The 22,995-nt window shown below is 63.4% G+C and carries 17 protein-coding genes; 10 read left to right on the top strand and 7 right to left on the bottom strand.

What is annotated here, in order from left to right; translation table 11 throughout:
• Positions 1-8: 8 nt before the first annotated feature.
• Positions 9-1,709 (top strand): AAA family ATPase, encoded by a 1,701-nt coding sequence (locus ACLSSQ_RS17630; protein WP_416243386.1) that lies wholly within the window; start codon positions 9-11, stop codon positions 1,707-1,709.
• Between the two features lie 8 nt (positions 1,710-1,717).
• Positions 1,718-2,539: a hypothetical protein gene (locus ACLSSQ_RS17625; RefSeq protein ID WP_416243385.1), complete on the top strand. Its 822-nt coding sequence runs from the start codon at positions 1,718-1,720 to the stop codon at positions 2,537-2,539.
• A 173-nt stretch (positions 2,540-2,712) separates the two neighbouring features.
• On the opposite strand, the gene ACLSSQ_RS17620 is transcribed toward ACLSSQ_RS17625, so the two are convergent.
• The 4 genes from ACLSSQ_RS17620 to ACLSSQ_RS17605 are packed head-to-tail and all read right to left on the bottom strand — an operon-like array spanning position 2,713 to position 7,162.
• Entirely contained in the window at positions 2,713-3,726 is a 1,014-nt protein-coding gene (locus ACLSSQ_RS17620; RefSeq protein WP_416243384.1) for a TniQ family protein, read from the bottom strand.
• Between the two features lies 1 nt (position 3,727).
• On the bottom strand, positions 3,728-4,621 hold the full coding sequence (locus tag ACLSSQ_RS17615; RefSeq protein WP_416243383.1) for a TniB family NTP-binding protein: 894 nt from the start codon (positions 4,619-4,621) through the stop codon (positions 3,728-3,730).
• Positions 4,614-6,518, bottom strand: a complete 1,905-nt coding sequence (locus ACLSSQ_RS17610; protein ID WP_416243382.1) for a Mu transposase C-terminal domain-containing protein — start codon at positions 6,516-6,518, stop codon at positions 4,614-4,616. Before ACLSSQ_RS17610 ends, ACLSSQ_RS17615 begins: the two co-directional genes overlap by 8 nt.
• On the bottom strand, positions 6,515-7,162 hold the full coding sequence (locus tag ACLSSQ_RS17605) for a TnsA endonuclease N-terminal domain-containing protein (protein ID WP_416243381.1): 648 nt from the start codon (positions 7,160-7,162) through the stop codon (positions 6,515-6,517). The genes ACLSSQ_RS17610 and ACLSSQ_RS17605 overlap by 4 nt, the downstream gene beginning before the upstream one ends.
• Positions 7,163-7,497: 335 nt before the next feature.
• On the opposite strand from ACLSSQ_RS17605, the gene ACLSSQ_RS17600 reads away from it, so the two are divergent.
• From ACLSSQ_RS17600 to fumC, 8 genes are all read left to right on the top strand, one after another.
• Positions 7,498-8,649 (top strand): HD-GYP domain-containing protein, encoded by a 1,152-nt coding sequence (locus tag ACLSSQ_RS17600; protein WP_416243380.1) that lies wholly within the window; start codon positions 7,498-7,500, stop codon positions 8,647-8,649.
• Complete coding sequence (locus ACLSSQ_RS17595) at positions 8,646-9,314, top strand: histidine phosphatase family protein (RefSeq protein ID WP_416243379.1); 669 nt, start codon at positions 8,646-8,648, stop codon at positions 9,312-9,314. Before ACLSSQ_RS17600 ends, ACLSSQ_RS17595 begins: the two co-directional genes overlap by 4 nt.
• On the top strand, positions 9,311-13,603 hold the full coding sequence (locus ACLSSQ_RS17590) for a PAS domain S-box protein (RefSeq protein WP_416243378.1): 4,293 nt from the start codon (positions 9,311-9,313) through the stop codon (positions 13,601-13,603). The genes ACLSSQ_RS17595 and ACLSSQ_RS17590 overlap by 4 nt, the downstream gene beginning before the upstream one ends.
• A 97-nt stretch (positions 13,604-13,700) precedes the next feature.
• A complete protein-coding gene (locus tag ACLSSQ_RS17585; protein WP_014236029.1) occupies positions 13,701-15,722 on the top strand; it encodes a TonB-dependent receptor in 2,022 nt (673 codons plus the stop codon).
• 29 nt (positions 15,723-15,751) lie between these two features.
• Positions 15,752-16,900 (top strand): PepSY-associated TM helix domain-containing protein, encoded by a 1,149-nt coding sequence (locus ACLSSQ_RS17580; protein ID WP_416243377.1) that lies wholly within the window; start codon positions 15,752-15,754, stop codon positions 16,898-16,900.
• 69 nt (positions 16,901-16,969) lie between these two features.
• Positions 16,970-18,430: a permease gene (locus tag ACLSSQ_RS17575; RefSeq protein WP_416243376.1), complete on the top strand. Its 1,461-nt coding sequence runs from the start codon at positions 16,970-16,972 to the stop codon at positions 18,428-18,430.
• Positions 18,431-18,432: 2 nt separating this feature from the next.
• Positions 18,433-18,675, top strand: coding sequence for a thioredoxin family protein (locus ACLSSQ_RS17570; protein ID WP_014236032.1), 243 nt, complete (start codon positions 18,433-18,435; stop codon positions 18,673-18,675).
• A 66-nt stretch (positions 18,676-18,741) separates the two neighbouring features.
• Entirely contained in the window at positions 18,742-20,133 is a 1,392-nt protein-coding gene (gene fumC, locus ACLSSQ_RS17565) for a class II fumarate hydratase (RefSeq protein ID WP_014236033.1), read from the top strand.
• A 3-nt stretch (positions 20,134-20,136) separates the two neighbouring features.
• On the opposite strand, the gene ACLSSQ_RS17560 is transcribed toward fumC, so the two are convergent.
• From ACLSSQ_RS17560 to ACLSSQ_RS17550, 3 genes are all read right to left on the bottom strand, one after another.
• Positions 20,137-20,523 carry a c-type cytochrome gene (locus tag ACLSSQ_RS17560; protein ID WP_014236034.1) on the bottom strand — a complete coding sequence of 129 codons (387 nt, stop codon included), beginning with the start codon at positions 20,521-20,523 and terminating at the stop codon, positions 20,137-20,139.
• 181 nt (positions 20,524-20,704) lie between these two features.
• On the bottom strand, positions 20,705-22,120 hold the full coding sequence (ccoG, locus tag ACLSSQ_RS17555) for a cytochrome c oxidase accessory protein CcoG (protein WP_014236035.1): 1,416 nt from the start codon (positions 22,118-22,120) through the stop codon (positions 20,705-20,707).
• A gap of 20 nt (positions 22,121-22,140) precedes the next feature.
• Positions 22,141-22,857, bottom strand: a complete 717-nt coding sequence (locus ACLSSQ_RS17550; RefSeq protein ID WP_014236036.1) for an MBL fold metallo-hydrolase — start codon at positions 22,855-22,857, stop codon at positions 22,141-22,143.
• Positions 22,858-22,995 lie beyond the last annotated feature (138 nt).

Below are 22,995 nucleotides of genomic sequence, written 5' to 3'. Positions count from 1 at the left end.
AGTGAGCGGTGAAGGTTTGCTATTTGGGTCGGCGTAGCGCACGCAGAAATTCAGCGCCCCAGGGCACTGATGACGTTCTGGAACTGCTATGGGACAACTGGGATGACTACGGCTACAAGACCATTTTTGCAGTCTCCTGTCGGATTGATGGTCGACTCGTGGACCTCGGTGCGATACGACTTCTGATTGCAAATCACTCCAGATCACAAAGCGCACTGGACCAATTACGTGCTTCTGGCTGGGATGGCACCTTTCCTCCGCCAGGTATTGACTACATTTCGGTACCGTCGGAAATTACCTTCTACCAACAGCTGACGGCGCATCTAGGTGGAGAGCGAGCTATCGAGATCGCTAGGGAGCTTCGAGATGCCAGCTTCCTGGTACGCAATCTGGATCAGGTGGCCTTGGGTCTCGTAGATACTGAGGGTTTCAGAGACTCACTACAACGCGAGCGCGGGAGTGTAGCGGCCTACCTGGACGGTTGGAAGATTCTTGAAAACCTCGCGATTGCCGTTCAGAACTTCGAGTTTCGTTTTCAAAACGTCTTTCGGGAGACATCCACGCTCGCGCTTAATTTCGCGTCCGACAGCCTTCTTCCGCATGACATTAACGTTTTGATTGGCCCCAATGGCGCAGGAAAGTCCCGTGTTCTGCACCAAATGGTGGACGCTTGGATCAAGCCACGGGATGGAGAATGTGGTTTCGCTGAACAACCCAATCTAAGCCAGGTCGTGGTTGTTTCTTACAGCCCCTTCGAGCGCTTCCCAGTCGACATGGAAGGCGTGATGGTTCAAGACAAGGACGTCTATCAATACTTTGGTTTCAGAGGCCGCACGGGCGATGGCACGGATGGTAGGCCACGGAGGATACGGCTTTCGCACGAATTCCCAAAGGCAAATGCTGCGCAGTCACTGATCGCTTGCATGGCGGACGATCAAAAGTTCAGAGTCATTACCGACTGGGCGAGGAAAGTCAGCACAATGGAGGAGGTGCTCCGTAATGCATTCCAGTTTGACTTCGCGGCCGTCGAGATAAAGTCTAATAGGCGGGTGCGGAATTTGTACTCGGACTTCAACGAGGTTGAGGGGCCTACATCCGTTGACATAGGTGATAGCCGTTACGTCCCGGTCGCGTCGCACAACATTAATCACTTGGATTCGGCGCGCCTGCTTGATTCCTGTATCACCAAGTCGGGCGTAACTTTCTTCCGAGATGGTCTCCCAATAGAACTGAGTTCTGGGCAACGCCTCTTCGCCTATATCGTTATCAATCTACTTGGGGTCATTCGCCGCAACAGCCTAGTACTCATTGACGAGCCAGAGTTGTTTCTTCACCCGACGCTGGAGATTCAGTTCGTTGAGATGCTCAAGGAAATTTTAGTCAGCTTCAACTCGAAGGCCTTGCTGGCCACCCATTCTGAGGTCGTCGTCCGAGAGGTCCCAGCGGACTGCGTTCACGTTTTTCAACGCACCGAAGACGGGCTCATAATCTCTCATCCGCCCTTCCAAACATTTGGTGGCGATATCCAGAGGATTTCCTCCTATGTTTTCGGAGACAACGTTGTGTCCAAGCCGTTTGAAAAATGGCTGGTACAAAAGCTCGAGGAATTCGGCTCCGCAAACGCTTTGATTGAGGCGCTCGGCGACAGCCTAAATGAAGAACTGCTTGTTCAGATTAAGGCAATAGGAGATCGGAACCAGTGGTTATGAGCCTCCCAATGCCAACAGTCGACAGCGTTCAGCTTGTTGTGGACGTGGTTGCAGAACGGACCAATGGCAGGAATGCTGCTTTCTTTAACGGTATCCAGCAGGAATGGTCCCAGCGTGTCCAGCAATATATTGACCATGGTGGCTCTCCACCCCTAGTTACCAATTGGACCGCCATCCAGCCCAGAACGAATACGTTCCTAAACCTCTACTTGTCGCCCGCAGAAAACTCCGCTCAGGGGCAAATGCTTGAAACCATGCGGCAACACGAATTGACTATATGTCCCGCGTGTGGCGAATTAGGGCGTCCAAACACTCTAGACCACTATCTACCTAAGAACCTTTATCCACACTTCTGTATCACGCCAGTCAACCTCTTCCCGATGTGCGACGCGTGCCAACTTGCAAAAGGTACAAAGGTCGGCGATGCTCAGTCCCCACGCTTTTTCATCCACCCGTACTTCGATACTTTTGTCGGCGAACAGGTGCTATGTCTTGAGATTAATGCCCCATTCGACGCCCCGGCATTTACCCTCGGGATCGTAAACGGGCTAGATCCGTCGCACGCCCGGTTGATTCGAAGCCATATGCGGGAACTCGCGATCGAACGGAGGTATGCAAGTTTCTTCCGCAACCAACATCGCCGGCTGCTGCGCCTCGTCGGTGCGATGAGAGCAGCGAGCCAAGATGTCCCGCAGATGTTAATGACGATCAGGCAAGCGGCTGTCGAGCCTTCGCTGAATGCATGGGATTATGTGTTTTATTCTGCGGTTTGCGACAACCCGGACATGATTGATTATCTGACAAACGCTCAGCTGCCTCAGTACCTCTGACTGGGCTCCACGCCCGCCCATATGTAGCCCCGTTATTGGAAGCCGTCCGCTATTGGGGAGACTACGGGAACTCCCGCTTCTGGCTGAGAGCAGACGAATCCATACCACCTATTGCCTGGGGGAGTAAGTTGGCAGCCAAGTACGCCACTGGGAGGTAGTTTTGATGAGAATACTCAGTGAGCACACGCCTTTCGCCAGTTTGAAAATTTTTGTACTAGGGTCCGATAATCAGTAGGCGCCCCCTCAAAGTCCTTCAGCAGATGGTGATACCGAACAGCCTTGCTAGCCCAAGCTTCGCCTATACGGGATGCGAGGCTTCCCATCAACCAGAGCCCATACTGGAGAAGGTGATGACGGTCATCGAGGGCATATCCCTCAATTGGCAGTCGTACTCGCAGCCTAGGCTCGAACTGTGTCCCCAGGCGACGGCAGATGAATTGCTCAAGCCGCCCCCTATTGTTCAGACTGACCAGAATTGAGCACAGCTGATGCAGTACCGAGAAAAACCCTAGATCGAACTTCTCTGCCCGGTTCATCGGACCTGATAGTGAGATCACCATGTCGTCAAACAGCTGGTGAATCTCTTCCGAAAAGAACTCGGCCTTTTCACCCTCCATTCCAGCGTAGTCATAGCCACAACCATGACAGACATGCATGGGCTTAGCCTCCTGAATCGTTCGCCCAAAATCTCCTCGGTAGTGCATCACTGAAGCACCGCAATTCGGGCACGAATCCACCATCCTGACCTGATGGATTGGGCAGTAAGTGAATAGAGCCAGTCTCCACTGTTTCCGGAAGTAGGGAACCTGGTCTGTTGCCAGGCATTGAGGGCATAACAGTTGCCCATGTCCCCGCCGCCGCATCCCATAGCTATGTATCGTCAAAATCCAGGGCAACTGGCCAGATAGGCGCCGCCGGGGATAAAGACGCTGACGGTAAGTGGCCAGCGTGGTGTGGAACACATCCCAGTAGTTAGCACCGGTGTGGTGAGCTAGCTCTTTGATGAGCCAGGGTGGGGCAGAACGGTCTATGTCCCGATTCCAGGGGGAGCGTTCATTCCCAAAAAGCATCCAGGAGAGGGTTTGCAGCTTGATCGCATTGGCCTGGGCAACGCGAACGATCCAGGAGGACAACAGTTCGTCCGGAAACGGCTTGGGATGGGCTGGCCACACCTTGCCGTAGGCCATCTCAGCCCCTGGGTTCCTTGCGACGCTCTGAGGGCGGTGTCCAACCCAGTCCATCCAGAATCCGCTTGTCGATAAGCTCCTTTCCGTTTCCGACTGCTTGAACCGCTGCCTTAACCAGGAGACGCGATAGCTCTCCCAGATAGCCTTCAGTCATGGAGTAGATCTTATCGGCCAGAGGGCCATTTATCAGGCTGGATGGATGCCGGAGCGGAATGGCTTGCTCAAACGAGGCTAACAGCCGGAGAAAGTCATCGTCGTTGTGCCATCGGGGAATGTTGATGTGATCGAACCGGTTGGATAGCTGAAGGTCAGTCTGAATCGCCCGAAAGGCATCCTTGGTGCCGATTCCCACAATCGGTATCTCCAGCTCATTGCCGAGATATTTGATCACGTTAAGGAAAGCCTTCTGCTTGGTCATTGATCCCGCTAGGATGTGGTGGATTTCATCAATGAGCAGCATCTTCAGGCCTACTGCCTTCATCACCTTGATGGCCTGGAACTGCTTCCGGTCGGCCCGGTCACCGGGTTTGTAAGGGGCGAACAGGAGTTCCAGGATCGCGTTATAGAACCTGCCCTCATCGGGAACTGGCGGAGCCTGTACATAGAGGACAGGAACGATGGCGGCTTCGCCCTCTGGGTTGTCCGACGGCTTGTGCTGTTTGCAGAAGCGCTGGACCAACATGGTCTTGCCGTTATTGGTGTCGCCAATAATCAGCAGATTGGGCATTCGGTGGGATTGCGGGTAATTGAGGAGCTCTTCCAGCTTGTTCAGGGCCTCCTGGGCTCTGGGGTAGCCGATCCACCGTGGGGAACGAATGTAGGCAATCCGCTCATCATCGGGGCGATCCAGATAAGCAGCCGCCTTCTTCAGAAGATGGGAGCGAGGCTCAGTCATCGTCATCTTCCCCCTGCATGTCGTCTATGTCTTCGAAGGGCTTGATGACTCTGGTTGGTGGCGCCTTGTCTCGGGAAGGGGGAGGTGCTGATTTAGGAGAGACTGGGGGTATGTGAGCGCGGGCGTTGGTAATACCGACACGTGAACGCTCCCGGCTTCTACGGACCTTCTTGGTTATTGTTTTGGCGTTGTCTTCGATTTCTCGCAACTTGTCGTAGGCCTGGAAGATCAAGTCCTCTTCGATTGGAAAATCAGGACGCTCTTGTTTGGCCCGATGTTCGGCCGCTCTTAACTCCCATAGGCTGATTGCTGGGCGCGACGTATTGCGATATGGAATCGCAAAATAGTCTTCAAGCTCCGGGTCGTAGAACCAGATAACACTGATGTCTCGAGGATCCCTACGGCAAAGAAACTGCCGCTTGTTCTTGGGGCTATTGGGGTCCTTTGCGTTCACCCAACGTCTGAGAACATCGTGTTGATATTGAATATGGTCCCAGACTATTCCGTAATGTTGTACGGTCCTCGTGTCGAACGGCATCAGATCAAGCTTGAGTCGAAGCTCGTCGGTAATCCGCGGAGGAAGACCGGTTCCTGGTGAGGTCTTAGTCCCCAGGATTCCTTCTTGCCACTTGGCGATAGGTGGCATCCCGAGTTGGGAGTGAGGCCGTTGGTGGTACACCTCAACACATAGGATGGCGAACCACCGTTCAAACTCCGTCAGAGTCATTGCCGACTCTTTGTCAGAGTCGTACTCACCTCTCTGCTTCGGATTAGAAAAGGTGGTCCCAGGGGCGTTGTGAATCTCGCGGTTCAGCGTGCCTAGAAGGCGTTCGATATGAGCCCCGTAGTGGGGAGTAGCCACCGGACGCCATTCCAGGTCGATTCCATATTCCTTGCAGGCCTGCTGGAGCATGTTGCCGCGGAACTCCTTGGCATTGTCGGCATGGACTGTTCGAGGGGTGCCCCAGCAAGGCCATGGCGTATTGATATTGTGTTTGGCCAGCCAGTTTTCCTTGGGAAGGAATGCGTGTGTAAGACACAGGCCAAGGGAGAGGTTTCCAGGCGGGTCAAATGAGATATAGAAGCCGAGGATCATCCTTGAATAGACATCGATCAATAGCGTGAGCCATGGCCGGCCTATTGGCTGTCTGTGGGCATCATCAACCAAAATGATGTCGAGAGGAGTGTGATCGACCTGCACAACCGAAAGAGGGAAGTCGGCTCCCGGAAATTCACTTTTATGCGGCGCATAGGCATCGCGTGCCGCCTTGTTCCCCTCGCGGCTTTTCTTCTTCTCGTAGGCATTTATTTGCCGGATGCGGCTTCTGACCGTATTTGGATGAGGGGGATCAATCTCAAGCTTCTTGCAGATGCGCTCTATCTCAATAATGACGGCAGAAGGTTTCTTCTTCTGTTTGGTCAGGTATTGGGTCTTGATTGCGTCGGAGATGATGTCTTCAAGCTGCTTGGGAATTTTCTTCTTGCCGGCATCCTTACGGGTTTTGCGCACAAAGACGGAGACCTTCCCAATCCGGTCAAATTCCTGGAGCCACTGGTACACTGCTGATCGGCTTAGACCGTACTTGGTAGCTTGAGCAACGACGTCGGCAGAGGTGCGCTTGGCCATATTGAGTAGTGGCTTGATCACCTCGTACTTATAGTTGGCCTCAGCTGCTCGCCTTTCCGAGATCGTGGCTAAGTCCCCAGGGGATGCTTTGGACTTTTCGACATAGGGAGACAGCTCCGCTACTGCCGCCTGAAAGATAGCGCCTGACTCCGGATCTTTGATCGATATGGCGCTGAAGTCAGAAGGTTGTTGGCAGATGACATACCGACGTCCCCGATATGCCACGTCGGATCCGTACTCCAAGATCAATCGAGGGGAGAGGTCTTTCATTCGAGACTCCAGATTCTGGATGTCATGGAAAGAGGCTCCTGCAAATTGATTCCAACTCGAAACTGAGCGACAAGGAGCCAAAGGGCTGGGATCCACTCCGCCTGGGTATAAGGGTCTGGCGAAATGTTGGCCAGAAGAGCCGCGGGTGTGGTGACTTTCAGTTCTTCAACTAGGTTGAGGACCTGATGGACTTTGTTAGGGGGAATGTTCTTGTGACGGAATGGGAGAAGAAACTTGGCCGCTTCTAGTTCTGGGCCACGAATCTCAACTTCCGTGATGAGGCGGAACCGCCAACCACGTTGCTTTGCATACCTGATCCCCTGAATGAATTTAGGGTGCAGATCAGGCCAGTACTTTTTCAAATCTGCTCTATATTTAACTTCACAGAGCCATGGTTTGGATATTTCGGGGTCACTGAAGGTAACCAGGACATCAGGGGTGTAGGTACGCTCAGTACCGGTTGCATGCACCCAACTGATCTTGACTGGCTGGACTTCGAACTTCGCGATATCCGGCGAGAACTCTGCTAGCCGGATGAAGTCCCGTTCCAGGGTTGATTCGAACTGTGCGTCACCGATGGCCTTAGTCGCTGAGGAAACCCCGGTGACGTTGCGATAGTTTTTCTTGATTTTCCGGACTGGCATTTGAGACTGTCCAAAATATCCATGTCATATGCTAATCCAATCCGAATATCCGATGTGGAGTTCTTTTGCAGTGATGGTAGAACAGCGGTAGCCCTTGTATTCTGTCCAGGAAAACGATGTCACTTACACGTGGTCTGACGGCAGCCGCCGCTCCCCGAACCCCGCCTGGAAACGCCGGTGCCTTGTGGCCCGGCATTTTTGTTTGCTATGTTCCCCATGGCCCTGGCATTTTTTTGCCGGCCTAGGCATCGCCCCGGGTTTCTTCCCGCCGTTTTGGCGGCATACTGGGCAGATGCTGCAGGCGTCACGAAAAAGACCAGAACAAGGATAGGGACATGGGGGAAAACGGCGCCGCCGGGCGCAGCGACAAGACCATCCTGGTGGTGGACGATACCGGGGAGAACCTGACGGTCATCGGCGGCCTGCTGCAGCCCTTTTTCCGCGTGCGCGTGGCCAATTCCGGCATGCGGGCCCTCAAGGTGGCGCGCAGCGATCCCCGTCCGGACCTGATCCTGCTGGATGTGATGATGCCGGAGATGGACGGCTACGCCGTGCTCGCCGAACTGCGCCAGGACCCTTACACCCGGGACATTCCGGTGATGTTCGTCACCGCCATGGACGGCGACCAGGACGAGGAATACCGCCTTTCCCTGGGGGCCGTGGATTACATCACCAAGCCGATCCGCCCCGCCATCCTCCTGGCCCGGGTGCGCACCCACCTGGAACTGAAGGACGCCCGGGACTGGCTGCGGGACCAGAACGGCTACCTGGAGGGCGAGGTCAGCCGCCGCATGCGGGAGAACGACCTGATCAAGGACGTCAGCCTGAATGCCCTGGCCCTGCTGGCGGAAAAGCGGGACAACGAGACCGGCAACCACCTCTACCGCACCCAGGCCTATGTGGAGGCCCTGATGCAGCAGCTGCAGGACCATCCCCGCTTCCGCCACGCCCTTTCCGCCGCCCAGCGCCAGCTCATCGCCAAGGCGGCCCCCCTGCACGATATCGGCAAGGTGGGCATTCCCGACCAGATCCTGCTCAAGCCGGCCCGGCTGACGCCGGAGGAATTCGAGATCATGAAGACCCACAGCCTGATCGGCGCCGAAGCCATCGAGGCGGCCATCGAACGGGTGGTGGGGGGCGACCGGGCGCGCCTGGACGAGCTGCAGGGCAGTACGCCCCTGGACTTTCTCGTGGTGGCCCGCCACATCGCCCTGGGCCATCACGAGAAGTGGGACGGCTCCGGTTACCCCCAGGGTCTGCGGGGCGATGCCATCCCCATCCCGGCCCGCCTCATGGCCCTGGCCGATGTCTTCGACGCCCTCACCTGCAAGCGCCACTACAAGAAGGCCTTTCCCCTGGAACAGGCCGTGGCCCTGCTGGTGGAAGGGCGGGGCACCCATTTCGATCCGGATGTGGTCGATGCCTTCCTGGCCATCCAGGACCGCTTTGCCGACATCGCCCAGCGCTACGCGGACGGCGCCTCATGACGCGCCGTTCATCCCATTCCGCCCTGGCTGCCCGGCTGCGCCTGCTGCTCTGCCTGGCGGCTGCGCTCGTGCCCTGGGGCCGTGCCCTGGCCGAGCCCCTGCCGGCCTTTGTCGAGAAGCTGGCCACCCGGGAGCAGTTGCAGCAACTGCGCGAGGGCGGCTACGTCATCTACCTGCGCCATGGCATCACCGACAGCACCCGGCCCGACCGGGTGCCGGCCGTGGACCTCAACGACTGTGCCACCCAGCGGCCTTTGACCGAAGCCGGGCGCCAGCTGATGACGGAGGTGGGGCAGGCCATGCGGGAGGCCCGCATTCCGCTGGGCGACATTTTTGTCAGCCCCCTGTGCCGGGCCAAGGAGTCGGCCGAGGCGGCCTTCGGCAAGCGCTACACGGTGGATCCCCTGCTCATGTATACCGCCAACCTGACGACGGAGGAAAAGCGGCCGATCCTGGAAAACACCCGCCGCCTGCTCTCCCTGCCGGTGCCGGCCGGCACCAACCGGGTGGTGCTGGCCCATGCGCCGAACCTGGCGGACCTCATGGGCTATTTCGTCAAGCCGGAAGGCACGGCAGTCATCATCCGGCCCCTGGGAGACAAGGGTTTCATCTACGTTGCCAGCATCCCCCCCCGGCGCTGGCCTGAACTGCTGCACAAGCCATGAAACGTCGTTTCACCTTCTTCCTCATCTTCTTCCTGCCGGTGATCCTGGTGGTGGTCATGGCGGCGGCCTACAGTTACTGGTCCCTTTCCTCCCTGCGGGACGAGCAGCAGCTGTCCAACCTGCAGCAGGTCAACGACCTGCAGATGGTGGCGGATGCCTCCCGCCTGGGGCACGACATGCTGGCGGTGCAGCAGCTGATCAACGCCACCCTGCGCCAGGCCAAGGCCGGCACCGTGGAGGAGGCTGCCGCCTACCAGGTGCACGTGCAGGTGGTAGACCGCCTGAAGGACATGGAATCCCTGCTGCAGCGGCTATCCAACGTCCCCGGCCTGGGGCCGGAGGTGGATGGGGAACTGAAGCAGATCCTGGTGGATTTCAAGGACTACCAGCACTACAGCATCATGGCCACGGACATCATCGCCGTGGATCTGCGGGTGGCGGACAGCCACGTGGCCCAGGCCACGGCCCGTTACCTGGCCTTTGCCGAACATGCGCAGAACGTATCGGCCCTGCTGACCCAGCGCACCCACGCCCGCATCGACGCCGCCGAGCGCAACATGGACGACTACGTCCAGCGCACCCTGCTCATCGGCGTGCTCGGCATCACGGTGATGGGGCTGCTGTGGTTCTTCGTCACCTATTTCGTCACCCGCCAGATGTCCCTTATCGTCGATTCCCTGCAACAGCTGAGCCTGAGCGAGGACGGGGGGCTCAGCCTGCGGGAGGTGGAGCACCTGAGCCGGATGCCCGGCGGCGGCCTGTTGACCGACATGGCCAAGGCCGTGCTGGCCTTCCGCGAGGCGGTGGTGGCCCGGGGCCACATGCAGGCCGCCCTGGAGGCCGAGCGCCAGCATCTCAAGTCCCTCATCCAGGGCATGCCCGACCTGGTCTGGCTGAAGGACCCCGCCGGCATCTATCTGGCCTGCAACTCCCGTTTCGAGAGCCTCTTCGGGCACCGGGAGGCGGAAATCGTCGGCCGCACCGACTATGACTTCGTCGGCCGGGAGCTGGCGGACTTCTTCCGCGACAACGACCGCCGCGCCATGGCCCTCGGCCATGCCAGCCGCAACGAGGAATGGCTGGTGTTCGCCGCCGACGGACACCGGGAGCTGGTGGAAACCATCAAGACGCCCATCTATGACCGGGACGGGGTGGTGCTGGGGGTGCTCGGGGTGGCCCGGGACATCACTCCCCTGCACCAGTCCCAGGAAACCCTGCGGCAGAGCGAGGCGGCCCTGAAGCGGACCCAGACGGTGGCCCGCATCGGCAGCTGGAAAATCGACATTCCCGCCAACCTGCTGCACTGGTCCGAAGAGGCCCACCACCTGCTGGGCGTGCCCTGGGACCACGGCGTCGGCTTCGATGAATTCCTCGCCCAGGTGCATGGGGACGACCGGGCCTGGGTGCGCTCCGCCTGGCTGGCAGCCCTGGAGGGGGCCGAGTTCGACATCGAGCACCGCATGGTGGTGGACGGTACGGTTAAGTGGGTGCGGCAGCGGGCCGAACTGGAATTCGACGAGGCGGGCAAGCCCCTGCGCGGCATCGGCATGGTGCAGGACATCACCGCCATCAAGGACGCCTCGGAGACCCTCAAGCAGCGGGAGAAGATCTTCCGCTCCATCACCAACCAGGCCGCCATCGGCATCGTGCTGATCGACGCCGAAACCATGACCTTCGCCGAGTTCAACGATGCCGCCTGCGAGTGTCTCGGCTACACCCGGGAGGAGTTCGCCAAGCTCAGCGTCTACGACATCCAGGGCGTGCACGACCGGGCCGGGGTGGATGCGCGCCGGGCCCAGATCCTGGCCCAGCGCGAGGCGGCCTTCGAGAACCAGCGCCGCCACAAGGACGGCAGCCTGCGGGATTTCTGGGTGACGGTGAAGGTGCTGCGCCTGAACGGGCGGGACTATCTCTCCTCGGTGTGGACCGACATCACCGAGGCCAAGGAAAACGAGCGGGCCCTGCTGCGCTACCAGAACCAGCTGGAGGAACTGGTGGCGGCCCGCACCGCCGAGCTGGCGGCGGCCAAGGAGGCGGCGGAGGCGGCCAACCGTTCCAAGAGTTCCTTCCTGGCCAACATGAGCCACGAGATCCGCACCCCGATGAACGCCATCATCGGCCTCACCCACCTGATCCGCCGCGACATCGCCACCGAGCGCCAGCGCCAGCAGCTGGACAAGGTCAGCAACGCCGCCCACCACCTGCTGGGCATCATCAACGACATCCTGGACTTCTCCAAGATCGAGGCCGGCAAGATGAGCCTGGAGCCGACGGATTTCGAGGTGGACCGGGTCATCCACAACGTGTGCACCCTGGTGGCCGAGAAGGCCGAGGCCAAGGGCCTGGAGGTGGTGGTGGACATCGCCCGCCTGCCTCCCGCCCTGCACGGCGACGGCCTGCGCCTGGGCCAGGTGCTGCTCAACTTCGTCGGCAATGCGGTGAAGTTCACCGAGCGGGGCAGCGTCGTCGTGCGCGGCTACGTCGCCCGCCAGGAGGCCGACAGCCTGTGGGTGCGACTGGAGGTGGCGGACACGGGCATCGGCCTCAGCCGGGAGCAGCAGCAATGCCTGTTCCAGGCCTTTACCCAGGCCGACGTCTCCACCACCCGGCAGTACGGCGGCACCGGCCTGGGCCTGGCCATTTCCCGGCGTCTGGCGGAGATGATGGGCGGCCGGGTCGGGGTGGACAGCGAATCGGGCAAGGGCAGCACCTTCTGGATCGAGGCCCCCTTCGGCAGCGTCGCCGCCCACGACCATCTGGAGCTGCCGCCCTGCCTGCCCCGCAATCTGCGGGCCCTGGCGGTGGACGACAGCGAGGACGCGCGGGAATCCCTGGCCCACACCCTGGCGGCCCTGGGCACCCGGGTGGATACGGCGGCTTCCGGCGAGGCGGCCCTGGATGCGGTCCTGGCCGCGGACCGGCTGGGGGACCCCTACCAGCTGGTGCTGCTGGACTGGCTGATGCCGCCGCCCGACGGGCTGGAGACAGGGCGGTGCATCCGGACCCTGCCCCTCAACGTGCAGCCCCAGCAGCTGCTGGTCAGCGCCGCCAAGGACATCCCCGCCACGGCCCTGAGTGAAGCAGGCTTTGCCGCCTTCATCGCCAAGCCGGTGACGCCGGCCAGCGTCCTGGTGGCCCTGGAAGGGGCCTTCGGCGACACCCCGCCCCTGTCCCGCAGCCCGGGGGACGAGATGGAGCGCAGCCTGGCCCGCTACCGCAACCAGCGCATCCTCCTGGCGGAGGACAATCCCCTCAACCAGGAGGTGGCCCTGGAACTGCTGCGCCACGTGGGCCTGGCGGTGGACCTGGCGGAGAACGGCAAGGAGGCCCTGGAACTGGCCCGGGGCAAGGCCTACGCCCTGATCCTGATGGACATCCAGATGCCGGTGATGGACGGCCTGGAGGCCTCCCGCCAGATCCGGGCCCTGCCGGGCTATGCCGGCACCCCGATCCTGGCCATGACCGCCAACGCCTTCAGCGAAGACCGGGACCTGTGCATCGCCGCCGGCATGAACGACCATGTGGCCAAGCCGGTGGACCCGGACCAGCTCTACGGCACCCTGCTGCGCTGGCTGCCCGAACCCGGCCGGGACGTGGTGGTGCGGCCGCCGCTGCCTGCCGCCGAGGCGCCGGCGGCGACGGCCGATGCCCTGGCAGCCGCCCTGGAGGCCGTTCCCGGCCTGGAGCTGGCCCAGGCCCTGCGGGTGGTGCGGGGCAACCGGACCCGGCTGGCCCAGTTCCTGCGCAAGTTTTCCGTCGACCACGGCGGCGACGGCCGCCGCATCGAAGCCTGTCTCGGTTTCGGCGAAACGGCCGAGGCCGCCCGGGTGGTGCATACCCTCAAGGGCCTGGCCGGCTCCCTCGGACTCGCTGCCATCCAGGCCCACACCCTGGCCCTGGAAGAGGCCCTGCGCGGCAGCCTGCCCCAGGCCGAGGTGGATGCGCGCCTGGCCCGGCTGGAAGGGGCCCTGGCCGAATTCAATGCGGCCCTCGCAGGTCTGGAGGGAGCGGTTGAGGCAGCGGCCCCGGGCATCGACTGGGCACAGCTGGGCCGGGAGGTGGAGGTCCTGCAGCGCCAGCTGGCGGTGGACGACCTGGACGCCTCCCGCACCTTCCAGAGTCTGCGCCCCACGCTGGAGGCCGCCCTGGGGGCGGAGGTGCGCACCCTGGCCGCCCAGATCGACGACTTCAACCTGGAAGAGGCCCTGCATACCCTGCAGGCCCTGATCGACGCCGAACCCCGTCTGCAGGAGGCGGGGCCGCCGGCAGCCTCAATGAAGGAGGCATAACCCCGTACAACACCGTACGGAAATGCGACTTTTTGTCGCAGGGCCAGGGCAGGGGCGGCTCCTATAATCGCCCCTCCTTTTTTGCCCCGGTGGCCCCATGCTGACCCAGATCGCCCGCGCCGTTTCCCTCTGCTGCCTCGGTTCCTTCACCCTGACCGCCCTGGCCCAATCCGGCGATGCTTCCCTGGTCCTGGGCGAGGTGACGGTGCGGGGCCAGGAAGAAGGTCCCCTGCCGACCCGCCGCATCCTCAGTTCGGTGGACGTGCTGGCGGGCGAGAACCTGGAATCGCGCAACGCCAAGTTCGCCTGGGAACTGTTCAATCTGGTGCCTGGGGCCCAGGTCACCAGCTTCGGCCAGGGCAACTGGGGCGGCAAGTTCTCCATCCGCGGCTTCAACGGCGAGGGCGAGATCAACGCGGTGAAGCTGCTCATCGACGGCATCCCCAGCAACAGCAACGACGGCAACATGCCCTACCTGGACATGGTCTTCGCCCAGGACATCGACGCCATCGAAGTGGTGCGCGGCACCAACGACTCGCGCAACGGCCTGCACAGCATTGCCGGCAACGCCAACGTGATCACCCGCATCGGCGGCAACGACACCCGCCTGCGCCTGGGGGCCGGCAGCTTCGGCAGCAACGAGCTGCAGCTGTCCAAGGCCATCGAGCAGGACGGCCTGTCCCAGAACTACTTCGTCGCCACCCAGCACAGCAACGGCCAGCGGGACCACAGCCAGGCCGACCGCTCCACCTTCGCCGGCAAGTGGTTCTACACCCCCGACAGCGGTTCCACCCGGGTCGGCCTGATTGCCCGCCACTACGAGAGCGAGGCCCAGGAGCCGGGCTATCTGACGGCGGGAGAGAACAGCAACAACCCGGACCAGTCCCTGGCCCGCAATGCCACTGACGGTGGCATTCGCCGCATGAACCAGGTCAGCGGCCACCTGGAGACGGCCATCAACGACCGCCTCTACTGGACCACCCGGGTCTATGCCAACGAATACACGGACAAGCGCTGGGTGCGCTTCTCCGCCGCGGCCTCCCAGCAGGAACGCCTGACCGAGGAAAACCACTACGGCTTCCTCTCCAACCTCACCTATCGTCCCGAGGTCAGCTGGGCCCATGCGGTGGCCATCGAAGGCGGCGTCGACGCCCAGTGGCAGGAGAACCACAGCGAACGCTACCTGACCGCCAACCGGGTACGCACCACCACCCGCTGGAACCAGGCCTTCGATTTCGACATCTATGGCGCCTATGTGCAGGCGGTGATTCAGCCGACGCCCCAGTGGAAGCTGATTCCCGGCTACCGGGTGGACGCCATCCGCGGCAGCTACACCAATAACCTGAACGGCCGCACCTACGACATCAACGACTACGGTCTCATCAACCAGCCCAAGTTCAGCGTCGTCTATACCCCGGACCCCCGCTACAGCCTCTACGGCAACGCCGGTCGCACCTTCCAGGTGGGTGTCGGCACCGGCTCCTACAAGGTGGGCCGCAGCGACAACATGGAACCCTCCCTCAACGACGGCTGGGAACTGGGGCTGAAGCTGGCACCCGTCGCTGGGGTCGAAGGGCGGGTGGCCCTGTGGCAGCAGAAGGCCAGCAACGAGGCCCGCCGGGTGCTCAACGGCGCTTCCAACGACTCCGAATACATCGGCGACACCCGCCGCCGCGGCCTGGACCTGCAACTGTCCGCCAAACTCGGCAGCCAGTGGCGCCTGTGGGGCGGCGTCGCCTTCCAGCGGGCCATCATCACCCAGGCCGAGGCCGCCAATCCGGCCTCCCAGGGCAAGGAAGTGGACCACGTGCCGCACCGCATCTACTCCCTGGGGGCGGATTACCAGGCGACGCCGGACCTGAAGCTGTCCCTGTGGGCCAACGGCCAGAGCAGCTACTACCTGGAGCGCACCAACAGCACCGCCAAGTTCGGCGGCTACAACCTGCTCAACGTTTCCGCCGCCTACCAGCTGCGGCGCGATACCACCCTGGAATTCCAGATCAAGAACCTGGCCGACCGCTACTACGAGTACGTCTGGTGGTACGACAACACGGTGCGCGACCTGCATTCCCGGGGCGACGGCCGGGCCGCCTACGCCACCGTCAACGTCAAGTTCTGAGGCCGGCCGGCGGACCCCCTGGAGGCGGCATGAGGTCCTGGCGACGGCGCTGCCGGGCCTGGCTGCTGGCTCTGCACCAGTGGCTGGGCCTGAGCCTGGGCCTGCTGTTCTGCCTGCTCGGCCTCACTGGCTCCCTGCTGGTCTTCTATGTGGAAGGGGACCGGCTGCTCAACCCGGAACTGGTGGTGGCGCCGCCGCCGTGCCAGTCTCCCGCCGGCACTCCCTGCCAGCCCCAATCCCTGGACCGGATTTACGCCCTGCTCGAAGCGGCCCATCCCGGGCGCAACGGCGGCTGGCGCCTGGAACTGCCCATGGACCCCGGGCAGCCGCTGACGGCCCGCTACTACCAGCCCGAGGAAAAGGCCGGCCTGGGCTTCGCCCCCCTGCTGGTGACGGTGGACCCCTACCGCCTGCAGATCACCAGCCAGCGCTTCTGGGGCGACTTCGCCGCCACCTGGCTCTACGACCTCCATTTCACCCTGCTGCTGGACCGCAGCGGGCGCACCCTGCTCGGCGCCGCTTCCCTCCTGCTGCTGCTCCTGCTGGGGCTCGGCGTCTATCTCTGGTGGCCGTCGCCCAGGCGCCTGGGGGCGGCCCTGCGGCCGGGGGCGGGGCGCAGCAGCCAGCGCCGCATCTACGACTGGCACGTCCTCGGCGGCATTTACGGCCTGCCCCTGTTGCTGCTGCTGACCCTGAGCGGCGCCATGCTGGAGCAGCCGGCCTGGTTCAAGCCCGTCCTCGCCCTGTTCTCGCCCGTGGATGCGCTGCCGGCCCCTGCGGCCGAATCCGGCGCCATCCTCATCGCTCCCCAGCAGGCCCTGGAGATCGCCCGCCAACACCTGCCCGGGGGCGAGGTGCGCTGGCTGGAGACGCCGCCGGCGGGCGGCGGCAACTACCGCCTGCGCATCTACCAGCCGGGGGACCCGAGCCGGCGCTTTCCCCACACCCTGATGTGGATCGACGCCGCCAGCGGTGAAGTCCTGGCCCTGCGCCGGCCGGAGCAGGGCAGCGTCGCCGACAGCCTTTTCAACTGGCTCCATCCCCTGCACAACGGCGAGGCCTTCGGCCTGCCCGGACGCCTGCTGACGGCCCTGGCCGGCCTGCTGCCCCTGCTGCTGTTCTACACCGGCCTGCGCCGCTGGCGGCAGAAGGTGGCCGCCCGGGCCGCCCGCCCCTGAGCCGCCGCCGCTTACCTCGGCCCGTCGCGGGGCGTACCATTGGAGGGTGAGCCTTGGCGGAGGAAAGTCTTGGAAGACCTGCTGTCGCTGTTGCCGGCCCTGATCCGGGGCGGCCTGGGGAACCTGGCGGCCTACCTGGCGGCTCATGTGCTGCTCTGTCTGCTGCCGGCCTTCTGCATTGCCGGGGCCATGGCGGCCCTCATTCCCAAGGAAACCATCACCCGCTTTCTCGGGCGGCAGACACCCAAGACGGTCTCCTACCCGGCCGCCGCCGCCGCCGGTTCGGTGCTGGCGGTCTGCTCCTGCACCATCGTGCCCCTCTTTGCCGGCATCTACCGCAAGGGGGCTGGCCTCGGCCCGGCCACCACCTTCCTCTTCTTCGCGCCGGCGGCCAACATCCTGGCCCTGGTCTACACCGGCGGCATCATCGGCGTGGACCTGGCCGTGGCCCGGCTGCTGCTGTCCCTGACGTTCGCCATCGGCATCGGCCTGATCATGGCCCTGCTCTTCCGCGCCGACGACAGTGCCCGGGACCGGGCCACGGACGCCCTGTTCAGCGCCCAGGCCGCCGCCGGCCTGTCCCGGGGCGCCCTGGCCTTCCTCCTGGTGTGGATCGGCCTGCTCCTGGCCGGTACCCTGAAGGTCGGCCTGCTCACCGGCAGCCTGTGGCAGTTCGATCTGGCCTGGGCCGGCAGCGCCGACTGGCAGGCCCTGCTCGACCGCCTGGTGCCCTATGACGCCAGCCGCGGCGAGGAGGGCGTCTCCCTCCAGGGCGTGCTGCTCATCGGCCTGCTCGGCGGCATCGGCCTCAGCGCCCGCCTAGGCCTGGAGAACATCGAGGCCGGGGCCAACGGCTGGACCCGCCTGTGCCTCTCCCTGGTGGCCCTGACCCTGCTGGTGGCCGCCCTCTCGGTGCAGGCGGTGCCCGGCGGCCTGCGCCTGGGGCTGGGCGGCAAGTTCCTCGGCGTCGCCCTGGCTCTGGCCGTACTGACCTGGCTGGGCAGCCGCCACCTGACGGCGGAGGATCGCCGGGCCTGGCTGTGGGAGTCCTGGCGCTTCGTCAAACAGATATTCCCCCTGCTGGTGATCGGCGTCTTCGTCGTCGGCATGATCCGGGTGGTGTTGCGGCCGGAATGGATCGAGATGGTGGCCGGCAGCAACACCCTGCTGGGCAATCTGGCTGGCGTCGGCTTCGGCGTCTTCATGTACTTCCCCACCCTGGAGGAGGTGCCCATCGCCAAGATGTTCCTCGACCTGGGCATGCACCGGGGCCCCCTGCTGGCCTACCTGATGTCGGACCCGGAACTGTCCCTGCAGAGCATCCTCATCATCACCGCCATCATCGGCCGCACCAAGACCTGGACCTATGTGGGCCTGGTGGCCCTGTTCAGCGCTGCCGCCGGCCTCACCTACGGCGCCTGGGTGGATGGCGCCCCGCCCCTGCTGCTGGTCCTGGGCATCGGTGGCGCCATGGCCGGCCTGGGCCTGCTGCTGGCGGCGGCCAACCGTTTTTCCGCAAAAGGAGTGTGACCATGCTGACCATCAAAGTGCTTGGCCCCGGCTGTGCCAACTGCAAGAAACTGGAGGAGGTGGCGCGGCAGGCGGTGACCCTGGCCGGCGTCGAGGCGGAGGTGCTGAAGATCACCGACATGGGCGAGATCATCGCCCACGACGTGCTGCAGACGCCGGGCCTGGTGATCAACGGCAAGCTGGTGTCCTCCGGCCGCATTCCCACCGCCGGCACCGTGGCCGACTGGCTGCGGGCCGCCGGCTGAAGCTCCGCGCCGCAACCCTCCGGCCCGGCACCGGTCCAATCCGGCAGTGCAAGCGGAGCAAGGCCCATGTCCCAGCGTCTCGAACACGATACCTTCGGTCCCATCGCCGTGCCGGCGGAACGCCTGTGGGGCGCCCAGACCCAGCGTTCCCTGGAACACTTCGCCATTTCCAGCGAGACCATGCCGCCTGAACTGATCCGTGCCCTGGCCCTGGTCAAGCAGGCGGCGGCGCAAGTGAATGGTGAACTGGGTCTGTTGCCCCCGCCCGTGGCCGGGGCCATCGCGGCGGCGGCGGATGAGGTGCTGGCGGGTCGGCACCCGGCGGAATTTCCCCTTTCCGTGTGGCAGACCGGCTCCGGCACCCAGAGCAACATGAACATGAACGAGGTGCTGGCCAACCGGGCTTCGGAGCTGCTCGGCGGCCCCCGGGGCGAAGGGCGCCTGGTGCATCCCAATGACCAGGTGAACCTGGGCCAGTCCTCCAACGACATCTTTCCCACCGCCATCCACGTGGCGGCCACCCTGGCCGTGGACGGCCGCCTGCTGCCGGCCCTGGCGGAGTTGCGCCAGGCCCTGGCGGCCAAGGCGGAGGCATTCGCTGACCTGATCAAGATCGGCCGCACCCACCTGCAGGACGCCACCCCCATCACCCTGGGGCAGGAGTTCTCCGGTTACGTCGCCCAGCTGGAGCAGGCGGAGCGCGGCATCCAGGCCTCCCTGCCCGGATTGCGGCAACTGGCGGCGGGCGGCACGGCGGTGGGCACGGGACTCAATACCCATGCGGAGTTCGGGGCACGGGTGGCGGAGAAGCTCGCCCATGGCTGCTCCCAGCCCTTCGTGCCGGCAGCCAATCCCTTTGCCGCCCTGGCCGGCCACGAGGCCCTGCTCTTTGCCCACGGCGCCCTCAAGACCCTGGCCGGGGCCCTCATGAAAATCGCCAACGACCTGCGCTGGCTGGCTTCCGGTCCCCGCTCTGGCCTGGGGGAGATTGCCCTGCCGGAAAACGAGCCGGGCAGCTCCATCATGCCGGGCAAGGTGAACCCCACCCAGTGCGAAGCCCTCACCATGGTCTGCGCCCAGGTCTTCGGCAACGACGTGGCCATCAATATCGGCGGCGCCTCCGGCAATTTCGAGCTGAACGTGTTCAAGCCCCTGCTGGCCCACAACTTCCTGCAGAGCGCGCGCCTGTTGGGGGATGCCATGGAAAGCTTCAGCCGCCATTGCGTGGTGGGTATCGTGCCCAACCGGGAGCGCATGGATGAGCTGCTGGAACGCTCCCTCATGCTGGTCACGGCCCTGGCGCCCCACATCGGCTACGAACGGGCGGCGGCAGTGGCCAAGCAGGCCCACCGCGACGGCAGCACCCTGCGCCAGGCGGCCCTGGCCCTGGGCTACGTCACGGCCGAGGAGTTCGATGCCTGGGTGCGGCCCGAGGCCATGCTCGGGCCCCGGAGTTAGGGCTCAGGGATTGCTGCTGTAGCGCGCCGGCGGCTCGTCCAGGGAGAGGACCCATTCAGCCAGGGTCTGGGCTTCGGCCTCGCTCACCGGGTTGGCCGGCATGGAGAGTTCGCCCCAGTTGCCCTTGCCCCCGTCGCGGATCTTCTTCGCCAGCTGGGCCACCACGTCCGGCGTGTGGGGGTACTTCTTGGCGATCTCCTGGTAGGAAGGGCCGATGCGCTTGCTGTCCACCGTATGGCAGCCCAGGCAGCCGCGGAACACGGCGATTTCGGCACCCTTGGCCAGCTTGCCGCTGTCGCAGAAGGCGCGGGCGGCGGAAGCGCTGTTGTCGGCCGCCTGCACGGCACCCCAGGAAAGGACCAGACCCATCATCAGCAGCCGGTAAATCATGATGCAACCCCCTGTCTTGTTATTTGGCTCACACCGCTGCATTGCAGCATGGGGGCCAAGTTACGCCAAAAGGCAGAGGGGAAACCCTGAAATAGTTGGCATTTCTCGACAAATTGCGGGCAAAAAAAAGGCCGGGAAGGCTGATGCCGACCCGGCCGAATGGAAGCCTCGTCAGAGGCTCTCAGGGAAGCATGAAGACGGCTTTTTCCCGGATGCGGATGTTGGAGCCATCCATGGCCTCGATCTCGAACATGATGGGGTTCGAGCCCTTCTTGCCCGCGTCGGGCTGGACCTGCAGGGAGGTCATGAGGGAGGTGGTGGTGGCTGCCGGCACGTCCACTTCGGCGGCGCCGCCCACTTCCAGGCCATCCAGGCCGGTGGCCTTGATGCGGTAGCGGTGGGCCTGCTCGTCGGTGTTCATGAAACGCAGGGTGAAGGTGTTTTCGATCAGGCCCATGTCCGTTTCCCGGGCCAGGGCGCCGCGGTCGCGGATGACGTCCACCTTGAGCGGGATGCGGTGGGCGATGAACCAGGCGGTGGTCAGGGTGATGGCGGCCAGGATCACGGAGTAGAGGAGGATGCGCGGCCGCACCACGTGGCCCAGGATCTCTTTCTTGGTGAGATGGCGGGCCATGGCGTTTTCGGTGGAGTAGCGGATCAGGCCCCGGGGGTAATTGACCTTGTCCATCACCTCGTCGCAGGCGTCGATACAGGCGGCGCAGCCGATACACTCATATTGCAGGCCGTTGCGGATGTCGATGCCGGTGGGGCAGACCTGGACGCAGATGCCGCAATCGACGCACTCGCCCAGGCCCAGGGCCTTGGGATCGGCGCCCTTCTTGCGGGTGCCCCGGGGTTCGCCGCGCTCGGGATCGTAGGTGATGATCAGGGTGTCCGGGTCGAACATGACGCTCTGGAAGCGGGCGTAGGGGCACATGTACTTGCACACCTGCTCGCGCATGAAGCCGGCCATCATGTAGGTGAAGCCGCCGTAGAAGAAGGTCCAGAAGGTCTCCCAGGGGCCGAAGCTGAAGGTCTTCAGCTCCGTCAGCAGCTCGCTCATGGGAGTGAAGTAGCCCACCAGGGTGAAGCCGGTGAAGACGGAGAGGATCAGCCAGAGGGCGTGCTTGGTGGCCTTGATGCGGAGCTTGCGGGCGTCCATGGGCGCCTTCTCCAGCTTCATGCGGGCCGGGCGGTCGCCCTCGATCCAGTTCTCGATCCACATGAACACTTCCGTGTAGACCGTCTGGGGACAGGCGTAGCCGCAGAACAGGCGCCCGGCGACGGCGGTCACCAGGAACAGGCCGTAGGCCGAGATGATGAGCAGGATGGCCAGGTAGAAGACGTCCTGGGGCCACAGCACCAGGCCGAAGATGTAGAACTTGCGCTCCACCAGGTGGAACAGCACGGCCTGGCGGTCGTTCCACATCAGCCAGGGGGTGCCGTAGAACAGCAGCTGGGTGAACAGCACCAGGAAGATCCGCCAGTTGGCGAAGCGACCGTGGGCGGTGCGGGCGTGGATCGTCTTGTGCTTTTCGTAGAGGCTGCCGGTATCGCCGTTGTCGGGCTGCGGCTGCTCTGGGGCGTTAGCGCTCATGGATCATTTCCTCTCGGGCTTTAGTTATTTGGAGATACGGGCGACCGTTCACGCAGGACCGAACCGCCGCCCTGGCGATTGGCTGCAAGCATGGCCTCGGCCCGTTCGCCCATGGGCTGGGAACGGTCCTGGGCCATGAATTCGTCGCGGCTGATGCCGCAGAACAGGGGATTGCCCTGGCGCTCGTCGCCGATGCAGCTGACGCGGCGGCCGTCCCGGTCGTGGCCGGGGAAGACTAACAGTTCGTCGGGCAGGGGCAGCAGTTTTCGCGTGACGCTGTCGTAATGGGTGCCGGCATTGCCGCCCGGTTCGCCGGTGGCGCCGCAGCTGCCGATGAGCAGGGCGTCGCCGGTCAGCAGGCGGTCTTCCCAGAGCAGGGTGATGCAGCCGGGGGTGTGGCCCGGGGTGGCCAGCACTTCCAGGTGCAGGTCGGCCAGGTCCAGGCTGTCGCCGTCGGCCAGCTGCCGGTCGGTGCCGCCGATGCCGCTGCACAGGCCGGCGGCGTAGAGGCAGCCGGTATGCCGGATCAGGGTGGGGGCGGCGGAAAGATGGTCGCTGTGCAGGTGGGTGTCCACCACGCAGGCCAGGTTCAGTTCGAGTTCGCCCAGCAGGCCCAGGTAGAGGGGCGACTGCTCCGCCACCGGGTCCACCAGCAGGGCTGCCCGACTGGCCCGGGAGCCGATCAGGTAGGTGTAGGTGGCGCTGCTGCTGTCCCGCAGCTGCCGGAAAATGAACACAAACGACTCCTGGTTGGAAAGTGGTGGAAACCGGAGTCTTGTCCCACGCCCGGGAGGGGAGGATGCCGTGTCGGAGAGGCTGCGGACGGGGCTTGAAACCGGTTTCCTGTCCATTCCATAACAAGAGCCGTGCCAGCC

Origin of the sequence: Azospira sp. APE16, from assembly GCF_047901315.1 — a bacterium.
In the GTDB taxonomy this organism is placed as follows: Bacteria; Pseudomonadota; Gammaproteobacteria; order Burkholderiales; family Rhodocyclaceae; genus Azospira; species Azospira oryzae.
The sequence above is the reverse complement of the archived record's forward strand: the minus strand, read 5'-3'. Positions and strand labels throughout refer to the sequence as shown.